Raw genomic sequence first — 14,772 nt, forward strand, 5'->3', positions numbered from 1 at the left:
GGAGAGTGCTGCGACCCGATGACCGATGCCGATCGCACGAACCGTGCGGGAAGAAGAACAGCGTGGATCTTTTCGAGTACCAGGCCAGGGACCTCTTCGAGTCCTACGGCGTCCCTGTGCTGCAGGGCATCATCGCCGACACCCCAGAGCAGGCGAAGGCCGCAGCCGAGCAGATCGGCGGCGTGGTCGTCGTCAAGGCGCAGGTGAAGGTCGGCGGCCGCGGCAAGGCGGGCGGCGTCAAGGTCGCGAAGACCCCGGACGAGGCGTTCGCGCATGCGCAGGCGATCCTCGGCCTCGACATCAAGGGCCACACCGTCCAGCGTGTGATGGTCGCCCAGGGTGCCGACATCGCCGAGGAGTTCTACTTCTCGGTGCTGCTCGACCGGGCCAACCGCTCGTACCTGTCGCTCGTCAGTGTCGAGGGCGGCATGGAGATCGAGCAGCTCGCGGTCGAGAAGCCCGAGGCGCTCGCCCGGGTCGAGGTCAACCCGCTGACCGGCATCAACCAGGAGGCGGGCGAGGCGATCGCGCGCCAGGCCGGGTTCCCGGACGAACTCGTCGAGCAGGTCGCCGGCGTCTTCGTGAAGCTGTACGACGTCTTCGCGGGCGAGGACGCCACCCTGGTCGAGGTGAACCCCCTCGTCCGCACGGGCGACGGCCAGATCCTCGCGCTCGACGGCAAGGTCACGCTCGACGAGAACGCCGACTTCCGCCACGAGGGGCACGGGGCACTCGAGGACACCGCGAGCGAGGACCCGCTCGAGGCCAAGGCGAAGGCCCACGGCCTGAACTACGTCAAGCTCGACGGCCAGGTCGGCGTCATCGGCAACGGTGCCGGGCTCGTCATGTCGACGCTCGACGTCGTCGCCTACGCCGGTGAGCGCCACGGCGGCGTGAAGCCCGCCAACTTCCTCGACATCGGCGGCGGCGCCTCGGCAGAGGTCATGGCCAACGGCCTCGACGTCATCCTCGGCGACCCGCAGGTGAAGAGCGTCTTCGTGAACGTCTTCGGCGGCATCACCGCCTGCGACGCCGTCGCGAACGGCATCGTCGCCGCACTGGGCATCCTCGGCGACGCGGCCACCAAGCCGCTCGTCGTCCGCCTGGACGGCAACAACGTGGAAGAGGGCCGACGGATCCTGGCGGAGGCAGCACACCCGCTGGTCACCGTCGCCGCGACCATGGACGACGCGGCCGAGAAGGCCGCCGAACTCGCCGCCGCAGCGGCCTGAAGGGACTGACCATGTCGATCTTCCTCAACAAGGACTCCAAGGTCATCGTCCAGGGCATCACGGGCGGTGAGGGCACGAAGCACACCGCCCTCATGCTCAAGGCCGGCACGCAGGTCGTCGGCGGTGTCAACGCCCGCAAGGCCGGCACCACCGTCACACACGGCGACGTCGAGCTGCCCGTCTTCGGCTCGGTGCGTGAAGCCATCGACACCACCGGTGCCGACGTCTCGATCGTCTTCGTCCCGCCGGCGTTCGCGAAGGACGCCGTGATGGAGGCCATCGACGCCGAGATCCCCCTCGTCGTCGTCATCACCGAGGGCATCCCGGTGCAGGACTCCGCCGAGTTCTGGGCACACGCCAAGGCCCTCGGCGCGAAGACCCGGATCATCGGCCCGAACTGCCCGGGCATCATCACCCCGGGGGAGTCGCTCGTCGGCATCACCCCGGCGACGATCACCGGCAAGGGCCCGATCGGTCTCGTGTCGAAGTCCGGCACGCTGACCTACCAGATGATGTACGAGCTGCGTGACCTGGGCTTCTCGACCGCCATCGGCATCGGCGGCGACCCGGTCATCGGGACGACGCACATCGACGCGCTCGCCGCGTTCGAAGCGGACCCCGAGACCGAGGCCATCGTCATGATCGGTGAGATCGGTGGCGACGCCGAAGAGCGTGCCGCCGACTACATCAAGGCGCACGTCACGAAGCCGGTCGTCGGCTACGTCGCGGGATTCACCGCGCCGGAGGGCAAGACGATGGGCCACGCCGGCGCGATCGTCTCCGGTTCCGCCGGCACGGCCGAGGCGAAGAAGCAGGCGCTCGAGGCCGCGGGCGTCAAGGTCGGCAAGACCCCGTCCGAGACCGCGGCGCTGCTGCGCGAGGTCGTCGCGGCGAAGTAGTCGCAATTCCCCACGGACAGGAGGCGCGGTGCCGGCTGGCACCGCGCCTCCCGTCGTTCCTTCGGCGGGTCTCCGTCGGCCGCGCCGTGCACAACACCGGTGTTCGTCGATCGCGCCGCGTCCGGACGCGATGTGACCGACGAACACCGGTGTTCCGCCGGAGCCGCGCGGCACCGGCCGGCGCGGAGGTGGCGGCCGTATCCTCGCTGCGATGAACCGCCTGGGAACCGCTCTGCTCGCCGTGATCGAAGCGATCGTGACGGTCGGCGTCGGCGTGGGCATCGCACTCGTCCCGCTCACCCTGCTGTGGGCGTTCGAGTACGGGCTGCAGGTGGACTGGAACGTGTTCTGGACCGCTGCCGGCAACGTCTGGCTGATCGGGCACGGCGTCGACGTGTCGTTCAGCCTCGGCGCCGCCGCCGCGAAGGCGACCGGGTTGTCCGGAGCCTCCGCGCCGATCGGGGTGAGCCTCGCCGCCCTCGGGTTCGCCGTCGTCACCGCCTGGCTCGGGGCCCGTGCCGGACGCCGGTTCGCCGAGACCGAGCACCGGGTGACCGGGATCCTGGTCGGCACCGCCGCCGTCGCCGTCCTCGGGCTCCTGGTCGCACTGAGCTCCACCACCGCGGCCAGCCATCCCACCACCTGGCAGGCCGTCGTCTCCCCAGCGCTCTGGTTCGGGATCCCAGCCGTCGTCTCCGCCGAGGTCTGTCGCCGCCGCCGGGGCCTGGCCGCGGACCCGGTCACCGCGCGGGTCGTCGCCCTGGTGGACCGGATCCCCGGCGTGTGGCGGGTCGTCGTCGGGTTCGGCCTGCGTGCCGGAACGGTCGCGACCGCGTGCGTCGTGGCGGTCGCCGCGGTGCTCGTCGGCCTGGTGCTGCTGGTGTCCTTCGCCGAGGTCATCACCCTCTACGAGCGCTCGCACGCCGGGCTGGTCGGCGGCTTCACCCTGACCGTCGGGCAGCTCGCGTTCATCCCCGACTTCGTCGCCTGGGCCACCGCCTGGCTGGTCGGGCCGGGCTTCGCCATCGGCGCCGGTTCGGCTGTGTCGCCGATCGGGACGGCCCTCGGTCCGGTGCCGGCGATCCCGGTCCTCGGGGCATTGCCGACCTCCGGGCACACGTTCGGTCTGGTCTGGATCCTGGTCCCCGTCGTCGCGGGCTTCGCGGTGGGCGGGCTGATGCGGCCGCGTCTGGTGCGGTTGCTCGGCACGGCGGACTCTGCGCTGTACCGGGCCCTCGGCGGTGTTGCGACCGGACTCGTCGCCGGCATCGTCATCGGCGGGATCGCCTGGCTGTCCTCGGGGTCCGTCGGGCCCGGGCGTCTCGCCGAGGTCGGGCCACACGCCTGGTCGGTCGGGGCCTTCGCGGCGCTCGAGATCGGCCTGCCCGCCGTCGTCGCACTCGCGATCGGCAGCGACCTGGTGCGTCTGCCCGAGCGGTCGTGGATCGGGGAGCGGTGGCACGAGACCGAGGACGACCTCGCCGCCGCCGACGCGAGCACGGAGGGCGGCTCGTTGATCGCTGCGCTCGAGTCCGCCGGAGCCGGGCGGACCACCGAGGTGCACCGCTTCTCGGTCGACGAGCAGCACGACGCCGTGACGACGGCGCAGGCGGGGACGGACCACGATCGGCGTGTGTCGGGGGCCCCGGAGCGCGCCGAGACCTCCCGTGCTGCCGAGACTGACGGATCCGCCGTGACCGCCCGGGCCGCCGAGACTGCCGCATCCGCCGAGACCGGCCGGGCCGCCGAGACTGCCCGCGCCGGCGAGCCGACGGCGACCCCGCCAGCGTCCGACCCCGTCCAGCCCGCCGTGACCGACGTCGACCTGCCCGACTGGGCCCGGACCGACGCCGTCGCGGCCGAGCGCCTGCCGGACCGGTCGGCAGCTCAGGCGGACCAGGACACCCACGCGCCGGGTGCCCACGGTCTGGGCGCGAGGGCTGGCGACGCCGTCGGCAGCGTCCGGGCACGGCTCCGCGCAGCGGCGTCCGGTGCCCGGGTCCGCGCGGGTGACCTCCGCGACCGTGCTGGCGGGCTCCGCGACCGGGCGGATGACCTGCGTCACCGTGCCGGTGGGGCCGGTGGCACCGACGGTGCCGGCACCGCCGGCCGCTCGGCGGACCGCTCGTCCGTCGCGGCCGCAGCGGGTCCTGCGGAGCTGCGGGAGACGCCTCCCGTCCCACGGACCGACGAGCAGCCGGCGTTCCCCTGGAGCACCGAGGAGTTCGTCGCCGGGCGCGACGACGTCGACCCGGAGCCGCCGGCACGATCCGCGCCACGGGCGACCCCCTGGGACACGACGGACCAGATCCCGGAGGACGAGCTGCCCTGGTGGCGGAAGCCGAAGGGTGACGACCCCGCCTGAGGTCGGCGGCAAACATCACATACCGGATGTTGTCAGCGCTGTTCTGGAAGATCGCCTCGGCTCGATCCGAGTCGTTCCCCTCGTAGAACAGGACATCCCCATGAACCGATCCCGACTCCTGGTCGCCGGCGCTACCGCGCTCGTCGGCGCCGGCCTGGTGCTCGCACCCGTCGCCGCGCAGGCCGCTCCCGTCACCACTGCCTCGTCCTCCACGCCCGGTCAGCCCGGCCAGCCCGGGGCGGAGACGACCTCGCCGGTCACCAACGTGACGGTCCGCCACTTCCCGGAGTACGTCATCCTCGACGTCGACGTCGACCGGGTCACCGACCTGGAGGTGCTCCGCAACGGCGAGGCCTTCGACGCGCCCAGCACCTCGGACTGGCAGTCGCCGAGCCGACCCGGGCACTTCGTGGTGAAGGGCGTCGGCCTCGACGAGGAGGACCTCGGCATCTCGACGGCTGGCGGCGCTCCGGTCTACCCGGTGCACGTCGACTTCGGTCAGGCAGCCGTGCCGCAGGCCATCGACAAGACGAGTGAACGACAGCTCGAGCGGATCGCCGCTCAGGTGGAGGCCGGACGCTTCGACCACGTGCTCCCGTTCCAGGCACTGCCCGGTGCGACGGTCTCCGTCACGACCAACGGCGTGACGACGACCGCCGTCGCCGATCGGTACGGCAAGGCGGAGGTCCCGGTGCGCTACCACGCCGGATCGAACCCGCAGTCGTCGTTCCAGACGTTCAACGGCAAGACCTCGTTCCCGGACACCATCACCTGGGAGTTCTGAGCAGACGCCCGGGCAGCGCCGGACCGCTCCAGGTCCGGCGCTGCCCGTCCTCGAGGAACGCAGCGCAGCACCCCGCCCCGCTAGGCTTGTCCCCGTGCTCGAACTGGTCGTCCTGATCTCCGGTACCGGGTCGAACCTCCGAGCCCTGCTCGAGGCGACCCGCGATGCCGAGTACCCCGCCCGCGTCGTCGCGATCGGGGCGGACCGCGACGCCGAGGGGCTGCAGCTCGGCGAGGAGTACTCGATCCCGACCTTCACGGTCCCCTTCACCCGGTACGCCACCCGCGCCGAGTGGGGTGCGGCGCTCGCCGAGCAGATCCGCCCGTGGACACCGGACCTCCTGGTCCTGTCCGGGCTGATGCGCCTGCTGCCGCCCGCCGTCGTCGCCGAGTTCGGCCCGTCGGTCATCAACACCCACCCCGCGTACCTGCCCGAGTTCCCCGGAGCGCACGGCGTCCGGGACGCCCTGGCCGCCGGCGTCACCGAGACCGGCGCGAGCGTCATCGCGGTCGACGACGGCGTCGACAGCGGTCCGATCCTGGCGCAGGAGCGGATCCCGGTCCTGCCCGGCGACACCGAGTCGACCCTGCACGACCGCATCAAGCCCGTCGAACGCCGGCTGCTCATCCAGACCGTCCTCGACATCGCCAACGGACACATCGACCTGAAGGGCACCACCCCCGCATGAGCGTGCACGCCGCCGACCCCAGCCTGTACCGCGACCGGGACGTCGTGCCCGTGCGTCGAGCCCTCATCTCGGTGAGTGACAAGTCGGGGCTGCTCGAGCTCGCCGGCGCACTCGCCGACAGTGGTGTCGAACTCGTCTCCACCGGTTCGACCGCGCAGACCATCCGCGACGCCGGGTACGCGGTCACGGACGTCGCGAGCGTCACGGGCTTCCCGGAGTCGCTCGACGGACGCGTGAAGACCCTGCACCCGGCCGTGCACGCGGGTCTCCTCGCCGACCTGCGGCTCGAGTCGCACGAGCAGCAGCTCGCCGACCTCGGCATCGCCCCGTTCGAGCTGGTCGTGGTGAACCTGTACCCGTTCGTCGAGACGGTCGCCTCCGGAGCGGACACCGCCACCGTGGTCGAGAACGTCGACATCGGCGGCCCGGCGATGGTCCGTGCGTCGGCGAAGAACCACCCGAACGTCGCGATCGTGGTGTCGCCGTCGTCCTACGCCGAGGTCGTCGAGGCGGTCCGCGCGGGCGGCACGACGCTCGAGCTCCGCAAGCGTCTCGCCGCGCAGGCCTTCGGCCACACCGCGGCGTACGACACCGCGGTGGCCAGCTACTTCGCGTCCGAGGTCGTCGCTCCGACCGACACCGCGACCCCGTCCACCGCGTCCGGTCCGTCCACGGACGCCGGCCAGGAGGCCCCCAGCGCGTTCCCGACGCACCTCACGTTCTCCGCTGACCACGCCACGACGCTCCGCTACGGCGAGAACGCCCACCAGTCGGCCGCGCTCTACACGAGCACGAACGGCACCGGGATCGCCCAGGCGACGCAGCTGCACGGCAAGGAGATGTCGTACAACAACTACGTCGACGCCGACGCCGCCGTCCGTGCCGCCTACGACTTCACCGAGCCGGCCGTCGCGATCATCAAGCACGCCAACCCCTGCGGCATCGCGGTCGCCGCCCCCGACGCCGGTGACCCGATCGCCTCGGCGCACGCCGCCGCCCACGCGTGCGACCCGCTCTCCGCGTTCGGCGGGGTCATCGCGGCGAACCGCACGGTCACCCGCGGCATGGCCGAGACGGTCGCCGACATCTTCACCGAGGTCGTCGTCGCCCCCGCCTTCGACCCCGAGGCGCTCGAGGTCCTGTCCCGCAAGAAGAACATCCGCCTGCTGACGCTGCCGAGCGACTTCGCGCTGGCCGAGCAGGAGGTCAAGCAGATCTCCGGCGGGTTCCTGGTGCAGGACGCCGACCGCTTCACCACGTTCGACCAGTCGAGCTGGACGCTGGTCTCCGGCGAGCCCGCCGACGAGCAGACCCTGGCGGACCTGGCGTTCGCGTGGAAGGCCAGCCGTGCGGTGAAGTCGAACGCGATCCTGCTGGCGAACCAGGGCGCGAGCGTCGGGGTCGGCATGGGGCAGGTCAACCGGGTCGACTCGTGCCACCTCGCGGTGAACCGGGCCGGGGACCGCGCTGCCGGGTCGGTCGCGGCCTCGGACGCGTTCTTCCCGTTCGCCGACGGCCTGCAGGTGCTCCTCGACGCGGGTGTCCGTGCGGTCGCCCAGCCCGGTGGCAGTGTCCGTGACGACGAGGTCATCCAGGCGGCGACGGCGGCCGGCGTGACGATGTACTTCACGGGCGAGCGCCACTTCTTCCACTGAGTCGGGTCCGACCCGGGAGCGACCAGGGTGCAACCTGCACGTGTTCCTGGTTGCGCCCTGGAAGTCCGTGCCGATAGTCTGCAAGGCTCCGCGACCTCATCGCTGACGACTTCTCAGGTCGGCAGCACCGCGGGCACGACGGTGACGACGACGAGACTGGAGTGACGATGGACACGACGACCGGCACCACCGCAACGGCTGCCCGGACACGATCGACGTCCACCGGCACGGCCGCTCCCGGCGTCCCGACACCGCCGTCCGCCTAGGCGCACGACCGGCCCCACCCGCCCCACGGGCGACGTCGTACCAGCGGCGTCGACGCAACCCGAGGGTCTCCGCGTCCCCCGCGGCGGACCCCGAGCGGGCACCGGGCCGACCAGACCACGCAACGCACCCCGGGCCTCCCGTCCGGTCAGCCGCAACCTGACCGCACCGGTGCCCGTACGAAGCACGAGGACGCACACGCATGTCCCAGGTACCCCACCGGGAACCGGCGCCGACACCGGCGCGCCCATCCACGGCCCGCGCCATCGCGCGCATCTGGCCCTACGTCAAGCCGTACCGATGGCGGCTGTTCGGCGGGATGCTGGCGGCGCTCGGCGCCTCCGTCGTCGCGCTCGTCATCCCCTACGTGCTGCAGGCACTCGTCGACGGACCGCTCGCGTCCGGTGACGGCAGCCGCATCTGGCCCGCCGGTCTCGGCGTGCTGGCGCTCGGCATCCTCGAGGCGTTCTTCATCGCCTCCCGCCGGAAGATGGTCATGCGACCGTCGACCCGGATCGAAGCGAGCATGCGCAACGCGCTGTACGCCAAGCTGCAGGACCTGCCCGTCGCGTTCCACGACCGGTGGGAGTCCGGGCAGCTGCTGTCCCGCTCGGTGTCCGACCTGTCGCTGATCCGCCGCTGGTTGGCCTTCGGCATCGTGCTGCTGGTCGTCAACGTCGTCACGATCGTCATCGGCTTCGGCGTGCTGTTCACCTTCGGCTGGCAGCTCGGGCTGATCTTCCTGGTCGCCTCGATCCCGGTCTGGGTGAACAGCGTCCTGTTCGAGCGGAAGTACTCCATCGTCGCGCGCCGCAGCCAGGACCAGGTCGGCGACCTCGCCACCAGCGTCGAGCAGTCGGTGCACGGCATCCGCGTGCTCAAGGCGTTCGGCCGTGGTCGGTACAAGCTCGACGAGTTCGCCGAGCAGGCCGAGCAGCTGCGCGGCACCGAGATCGAGAAGGCGAAGGCGATCGCGGCGATCTGGTTCTGGCTGCTGCTCGTGCCGGACGTGGCGTTCGCACTCTGTCTGCTCGCCGGCATCTGGCTCGCCAGCCAGGGGGAGCTGAGCGTCGGCCAGCTGTTCGCGTTCTTCGCGACGGCGACGGTCCTGCGCTTCCCGATCGAGTCGATCGGGTTCTTCCTGTCGATGACCTTCGACACCCGCACCGCCGTCGACCGGTTCTTCGAGGTGATGGACTCCGAGAACACGATCACCGACCCGGCATCGCCGAAGACGATCACCGAACCGCGTGGTGCGCTGTCGTTCAACGCGACGCACTTCCGCTACCAGGACTCCCCGCCGCAGTTCCCCGACCTGGTGAACGGCGTCGAGCTGCAGCTGCGACCGGGCGAGACGATGGCGCTGGTCGGGCTCACCGGTTCCGGCAAGACGACGCTGCTCTCGCTCGTCCCGCGGCTGTACGACGTGACCGGGGGATCGGTGACGATCGACGGCGTCGACGTCCGCGACCTCACCCGCGCCGAACTCCGTCGGCACGTCGGCGTCGCGTTCGAGGACGCCACGCTGTTCTCGTCCAGCGTCCGCGACAACGTCCTGCTCGGCCGGCCGGACCTGTCCGGTGCCGAGGCCGACCGCGTGATGCGTGAGGCGCTCGACATCGCCCAGGCGGCCTTCGTCGACGACCTGCCCGACGGCGTGGACACCCGCGTCGGCGAAGAGGGGCTGTCCCTCTCCGGCGGCCAGCGGCAGCGTCTGGCACTCGCCCGGGCGATCGCCGCGCGGCCGAGCGTGCTCGTCCTCGACGACCCGCTGTCCGCGCTCGACGTCGACACCGAGGCACGCGTCGAGGCCGGGCTCCGCCGGGTCCTCGCCGAGACGACCTCGCTCATCGTCGCCCACCGTCCGTCCACCGTGACCCTCGCCGACCGCGTGGCTCTCATGGAGAACGGGCGCGTCACCGCCGTCGGCACCCACTCGGAGCTGATGGCCACCAACGAGCACTACCGCTTCGTCATCTCGTCGCTCGACGACGACGACGCCGAGGACCGAGAGGAGGCGATGGCATGAGCAACGAGACCGACCACGACGTGCCCCTGACCGTCGACCAGGAGCCGGGAGGAGCGGTGCCGATCGCGCAGGTCGGCACCGGCACGCAGGCGGCCGAGGCAGCAGCCCCGGTCACCGCGTCCATCACCGTGCACGGCACCCGCGGCGAGGAGCGCGAGGACTTCACGAAGGCCGAGAGTCGTCGCCTCCGCGGCCGGTCGCTGTCGCTGCTCAGCTCGCTCGCGGCGCCGCTCAAGGCACGGCTGTGGGGCATCGCCGTCGTCGTGGTGCTCTCGACGGGTGGACAGGTCGCCGGCCCGACGCTCATCGCGTGGGGCATCGACAACGCCCTGCCCGCCGTGCTCGACCGCGACGACTGGATGCCGGCGTTCCTCGTCGTCGGGCTGTACATCACGATCGCCATCGTCGGCGCGGTCCTCACCGCCTGGTACACGGTGCTGGCGGCGCGGATCAGCCAGGCGATCCTGTTCGACCTCCGCAAGCGGGTGTTCCTGCACACCCAGCGGCTGTCCCTGGAGTTCCACGAGACGTACACGTCCGGCCGGATCATCTCGCGCCAGACCAGCGACCTGGACTCCATCCGCGAGCTGCTCGACTCCGGCCTGAACCAGCTCATCCAGGGTGTGCTGTACATGGTGTTCACCGCGGTGGCACTGGTGTTCCTCGACCCGACCTCGGGCCTGGTGCTCGCGATCGCCCTGGTGCCGCTGTGGTTCCTGACCCGGTGGTTCCAGCAGCGCTCGCAGCAGCTGTTCCGCTCCACCCGCACCACCAGTGCCCGCGTGATCGTGCACTTCGTCGAGACGATGACCGGCATCCGCGCGGTGCAGGCCTTCCGCAAGGAGTCCCGCAACGAGACCGAGTACGGCGAGCAGGTCGAGCTGAACCGGCAGGCCAACGCCCGGGTGTTCAACCTGTTCGGGATCTTCGACCCGGGCCTGGTGCTCATCGGCAACGCCACCCTGGCGGCCGTCGTCATCGTCGGCGGCTTCCGGGTCGTCGGCGGCTCGCTGGAGATCGGTGCGCTGCTCGCGGTCGCGCTGTACGCCAAGCGGTTCTTCGACCCGGCGCAGGAACTCGCGATGTTCTACAACAGCTACCAGTCGGCCTCGGCGGCGATGGAGAAGATCTCCGGCGTCCTCGAGGAGCGGCCGAGCGTGCCGGACCCCGCGAAGCCGACGAAGCTGCCGGACGCCCGCGGTCGGATCGACTTCGACCACGTGGAGTTCGCGTACACGGCCGACCGGGTGGTGTTGCCGGAGTTCGACCTGCACATCCCGTCCGGTCAGACGATCGCGCTCGTCGGGTCGACCGGTGCCGGCAAGTCGACGCTCGCGAAGCTGATGGCCCGGTTCTACGACCCGACCGCCGGCACCGTGACGCTGGACGGCGTCGACCTGCGGGACCTCGACCCGAAGGACATGCGCCGCGCCATCGTCATGGTGACGCAGGAGGCGTACCTGTTCTCCGGCTCGGTCGCGGACAACATCGAGCTCGGCCGGCCGGGTGCCTCGCGCGCGGACATCGAGTCGGCGGCGAAGGCCGTCGGCGCGCACGAGTTCATCATGGCGCTGCCGGACGGGTACGACACCGACGTGAACAAGCGGGGCGGCCGCGTGTCGGCCGGGCAGCGCCAGCTGCTGTCGTTCGCCCGGGCGTTCCTGGCCGACCCGAAGGTGCTCATCCTCGACGAGGCCACGGCGTCGCTCGACATCCCGTCGGAGCGTCTGGTGCAGGAGGGTCTCGAGACCCTGCTCGCCGACCGCACCGCCGTGATCATCGCGCACCGGCTGTCCACCGTCGCGATCGCCCACCGGGTGCTCGTGATGGAGTACGGCCGGATCGTGGAGGACGGCACCCCCGCCGACCTCATCGCCGGCACCGGACGGTTCGCCCAGCTGCACGCCGCCTGGCGGGACTCGCTGGTCTAGTCGTCCTGCTCGTCCCGTCCGCACATCGCGCCCCGTCCCGACGGGGCGCGATGTGCGTTCCGGGGTGCGATGCTTGGGGGATGAGCCACAGCGACGGACAGCCCGACGACGTGCAGCCGGGCGGTGTCGCCCTGCGCGACCCCTTCGTCGGGGCACCCTTCACGGAGGCCGTCCGACGGTTCTGGCGGAAGTACACCGTGTTCACCGGCCGGGCCTCGCGCTCCGAGTTCTGGTGGTGGTGGCTGACGTCGTTCGCGATCGGCCTGGTGCTGCAGCTCGTGCCGCAGGCGTTCACCCCGGACGCCCCGCTGCTCGAGAACCCGGTCGGCTCGTACCTGTTCGTGCTCTGGGCCGTCGTCACCCTGATCGGCGGGCTCGCGCTCGGCGCGCGCCGACTGCACGACGCGAACCGGTCCGGCTTCTGGCAGTTCCTGCACGTGCTGCCGGGCATCGGCTCGCTCGTGCTGTTCGTCATGTTCCTGCTGCCGTCGAACCCGAAGGGCACGCGGTTCGACCTGCAGCCCGGCGCCGCGGCGGCGACGACGCGGAAGCGCTAGCCGTCCACGGTCGGCGACCAGCGCGCCCGGGGCATGTCGAGCCTCCAGGACGCACCGTCCCGCGACCACCGCAGCGGCGTGCCCTCGACGCGGTACTGCTCGAGCGCGCGCGCCTCGTGGTGCACGGGTGGCAGCCCGCCGGCTCGGACGACGCGCCACCACGGCAGGTCGGCGCCCTCGTGCGCCATCACCTTGCCGACCGCGCGGGACGCACGCGACCCGAGCACCGCGGCCACGTCGCCGTACGTCATGACGTGCGCCGGCGGGATCGCCCGGACGACGGCGGCGACCTCGGCCCCGAAGTCGACCGGTTCCGGCACTACAGCGTCAGGGCTGCGAAGTGGTCCCCGTACTGCGTCTCGCCGACGACCGTGAAGCCGATCGCCTCGAAGAAGGCCTCGGGGCTGCCGGTGCCCGGTTCGTAGACCACGGTGAGGCGTTCGAAGCCGCGCTTCCGGGCTTCTTCCGCCAGGCCGTGCACGGCGAAGCGACCGACGCCGCGACCCTGCGCGTTCGCGGCCACGTTGACGCGCCAGATGCAGCTGCGGAGTTCTTCCTGCGCGTTCTCGGCGTCGAAGCTGCCGATGATGAGGCCCACGACCTCGTCCCCGTCGAGGACGACGCGGGGCCAGGAGGCGCTCGGCTTGACGTCCGACTCGGCCTGCGCGTACGAGGTGGGCTGGACGAACTGCTCCTGCCCCGGCTTCAGCGTCAGCGAGTTGGCCGCGGCGGCGGTCGCTGCGGAGAGTTCTTCGAGGCGGAGGTCCGTCATGTCGGTCAGGCTAACGGTGCAGGCCGGGGAGAAGCCAGCGGCGGGCTGAGTCGGTGCACACACCGTGACCGTCGCACGGCGCATGTCACCGGCGGTATGGTCGCCAGATGGCGGAGCATCGGCGCGGGGCGAACCTGCCGTCGCTGGGTGGGTTCAACCGCACGGTCGTGCTCGACGCCGTCCGCCGGTCCCGCGACGGGCTCAGCCGCGTCGAGCTCGCCGGCCGGACCGGCCTCAGCCCACAGACCGTGTCGAACGTCACCCGGTTCCTCATCGACGCCGGCATGATCGTCGAGTCCGGCACGGTCGTGTCCGGTCGCGGCAAGCCGCGCACGATCCTCCGACTGGAGGCGCGCAGCCGGTTCGCGATCGGGGTGCACGTCGACCCCGCGGTCGTCACCTACGTGCTGCTCGACCTGGCGGGCGCGGTCGTCGCCGAGGCCACCACCTCCACCCCGAACGCCGAGGACCCGGACCAGGTCGTCCGGACGATGGCCGCCGCGGTCGACGGGCTGGTCCGCCGCTCCGGTGTCGCCCCGGACAGCGTGCTCGGCGTGGGCATCGCCTCGCCGGGGCCGATCGACGCGGCCGCCGGCGTCGTGCTCGACCCGCCGTTCCTGCCACGGTGGCGGGACGTGCCGCTCCGCGACGCCCTGGGCGACGCGACCGGCTACCCGGTGCTCCTCGAGAAGGACGTCACCGCGGCGGCCGTCGGCGAGGTGTTCCTCGAGCGGGGTGCGGCGGCCCGGGACTTCGCGTTCGTGTACTTCGGCACCGGGTTCGGCGTCGGGCTCGTCATCGACCACGAACCCGTCCGCGGCTCGGGCGCCAACGCCGGTGACGCGGGGCACATCATGGTCGACCAGGGGGCGCTCGCCGGGACGGCCGACGGGGACGGGACACGCGGCGAGGTCGGTGCGACGGTGATGCCCGACCGGTTGGTGCGGATCGCGCTCGAGCGGGGGATCGCGCTCGGCGACGCGCTGCCCGGCGACGGCTCGCCCGGGGACGGCCTGGCCGGGGGGAGGCCGGCTGCTCCGGACGGCGGCGGCATCGCGGTGGACCTGGCGGCGGTCGACCGGGCGTGGGACGCCCTCGGAGCAGCGATCACGGCCGGGGACCCGGCGGCGCAGGCCCTCGCGGCCGAGATCGGGACGGTGATGGGGCGGGCCGTCGTCGTCATCGTGAACCTGCTCGACCTGGACCGGGTGGTGTTCGGCGGACCGTTCTGGTCCCGGATCAGTGCCACGGGCCTCCCGGCTGCGACGGCGGCGATCTCCGGTTCGCCGATCCTCGTGCCGAAGCACCCGGTCACCGTCGTCGAGAGCCGGCGGGGGACCGACGTGGCCGCGGTCGGGGCGGCCTGCCTGGTGCTCGACGCGGCCCTGTCGCCGCGGGCGAGCACGATGCTCATCGCGCACTGAGCGCTGCGCGGGGCCGTCGCGCGGAGCCGCGTTCGCGCGCAGCGACACGGCTCGCGTGCCGCCGCCCGCGGACTGTCGCCCAGCGCGAAACGGGCGGGTGCCGGCTCCCGTCGCCGACCCCGTCCGTTCACCCGGGCGTCACCGGGCGGTTCCGTGGATGCTGAACAGTCGT

Annotated in this window: 12 protein-coding genes; 10 read left to right on the forward strand and 2 right to left on the reverse strand. The window is 71.9% G+C overall.

The window, feature by feature from the left end:
- The first annotated feature begins 62 nt into the window (after positions 1–62).
- From sucC to QL987_RS02640, 9 genes are all read left to right on the forward strand, one after another.
- Entirely contained in the window at positions 63–1,232 is a 1,170-nt protein-coding gene (gene sucC, locus QL987_RS02600; protein WP_111073871.1) for an ADP-forming succinate--CoA ligase subunit beta, read from the forward strand.
- 11 nt (positions 1,233–1,243) lie between these two features.
- Complete coding sequence (gene sucD / locus QL987_RS02605) at positions 1,244–2,131, forward strand: succinate--CoA ligase subunit alpha (RefSeq protein WP_111073870.1); 888 nt, start codon at positions 1,244–1,246, stop codon at positions 2,129–2,131.
- 211 nt (positions 2,132–2,342) lie between these two features.
- Complete coding sequence (locus QL987_RS02610) at positions 2,343–4,496, forward strand: DUF6350 family protein (RefSeq protein WP_290156134.1); 2,154 nt, start codon at positions 2,343–2,345, stop codon at positions 4,494–4,496.
- Positions 4,497–4,596: 100 nt separating this feature from the next.
- Positions 4,597–5,280 (forward strand): hypothetical protein, encoded by a 684-nt coding sequence (locus tag QL987_RS02615; protein WP_290156135.1) that lies wholly within the window; start codon positions 4,597–4,599, stop codon positions 5,278–5,280.
- Between the two features lie 94 nt (positions 5,281–5,374).
- Positions 5,375–5,968: a phosphoribosylglycinamide formyltransferase gene (gene purN / locus QL987_RS02620; RefSeq protein WP_166780317.1), complete on the forward strand. Its 594-nt coding sequence runs from the start codon at positions 5,375–5,377 to the stop codon at positions 5,966–5,968.
- A complete protein-coding gene (gene purH, locus QL987_RS02625) occupies positions 5,965–7,623 on the forward strand; it encodes a bifunctional phosphoribosylaminoimidazolecarboxamide formyltransferase/IMP cyclohydrolase (protein ID WP_290156136.1) in 1,659 nt (552 codons plus the stop codon). The genes purN and purH overlap by 4 nt, the downstream gene beginning before the upstream one ends.
- A 466-nt stretch (positions 7,624–8,089) precedes the next feature.
- On the forward strand, positions 8,090–9,916 hold the full coding sequence (locus QL987_RS02630) for an ABC transporter ATP-binding protein (RefSeq protein WP_290156137.1): 1,827 nt from the start codon (positions 8,090–8,092) through the stop codon (positions 9,914–9,916).
- Positions 9,917–10,038: 122 nt separating this feature from the next.
- Entirely contained in the window at positions 10,039–11,847 is a 1,809-nt protein-coding gene (locus QL987_RS02635) for an ABC transporter ATP-binding protein (RefSeq protein ID WP_111074187.1), read from the forward strand.
- A gap of 80 nt (positions 11,848–11,927) precedes the next feature.
- Entirely contained in the window at positions 11,928–12,404 is a 477-nt protein-coding gene (locus QL987_RS02640) for a DUF805 domain-containing protein (RefSeq protein WP_290156138.1), read from the forward strand.
- On the opposite strand, the gene QL987_RS02645 is transcribed toward QL987_RS02640, so the two are convergent.
- Together QL987_RS02645 and QL987_RS02650 are read right to left on the reverse strand one after the other, a co-directional pair.
- The gene (locus QL987_RS02645) at positions 12,401–12,724 is read right to left on the reverse strand and encodes an MGMT family protein (protein WP_221850173.1); all 324 of its coding nucleotides are present in this window, start codon (positions 12,722–12,724) and stop codon (positions 12,401–12,403) included. The two genes, QL987_RS02640 and QL987_RS02645, sit on opposite strands and share 4 nt — an antisense overlap.
- Complete coding sequence (locus QL987_RS02650) at positions 12,724–13,176, reverse strand: GNAT family N-acetyltransferase (protein ID WP_110903587.1); 453 nt, start codon at positions 13,174–13,176, stop codon at positions 12,724–12,726. Before QL987_RS02650 ends, QL987_RS02645 begins: the two co-directional genes overlap by 1 nt.
- A 107-nt stretch (positions 13,177–13,283) precedes the next feature.
- On the opposite strand from QL987_RS02650, the gene QL987_RS02655 reads away from it, so the two are divergent.
- Entirely contained in the window at positions 13,284–14,600 is a 1,317-nt protein-coding gene (locus QL987_RS02655; protein WP_290156139.1) for an ROK family transcriptional regulator, read from the forward strand.
- The last annotated feature ends 172 nt before the right edge of the window (positions 14,601–14,772 follow it).

Origin of the sequence: Curtobacterium sp. APC 4022 (assembly GCF_030407555.1) — a bacterium.
In the GTDB taxonomy this organism is placed as follows: Bacteria; Actinomycetota; Actinomycetes; order Actinomycetales; family Microbacteriaceae; genus Curtobacterium.

Bases quoted from the DNA above. Each gene is read 5' to 3' on its own strand.
- sucD (WP_111073870.1), top strand. From the start codon at position 1,244: ATGTCGATCTTCCTCAACAAGGACTCCAAGGTCATCGTCCAGGGCATC.
- QL987_RS02610 (WP_290156134.1), top strand. From the start codon at position 2,343: ATGAACCGCCTGGGAACCGCTCTGCTCGCCGTGATCGAAGCGATCGTG.
- QL987_RS02615 (WP_290156135.1), top strand. From the start codon at position 4,597: ATGAACCGATCCCGACTCCTGGTCGCCGGCGCTACCGCGCTCGTCGGC.
- purH (WP_290156136.1), top strand. From the start codon at position 5,965: ATGAGCGTGCACGCCGCCGACCCCAGCCTGTACCGCGACCGGGACGTC.
- QL987_RS02630 (WP_290156137.1), top strand. From the start codon at position 8,090: ATGTCCCAGGTACCCCACCGGGAACCGGCGCCGACACCGGCGCGCCCA.
- QL987_RS02640 (WP_290156138.1), top strand. From the start codon at position 11,928: ATGAGCCACAGCGACGGACAGCCCGACGACGTGCAGCCGGGCGGTGTC.
- QL987_RS02650 (WP_110903587.1), bottom strand. From the start codon at position 13,176: ATGACGGACCTCCGCCTCGAAGAACTCTCCGCAGCGACCGCCGCCGCG.
- QL987_RS02655 (WP_290156139.1), top strand. From the start codon at position 13,284: ATGGCGGAGCATCGGCGCGGGGCGAACCTGCCGTCGCTGGGTGGGTTC.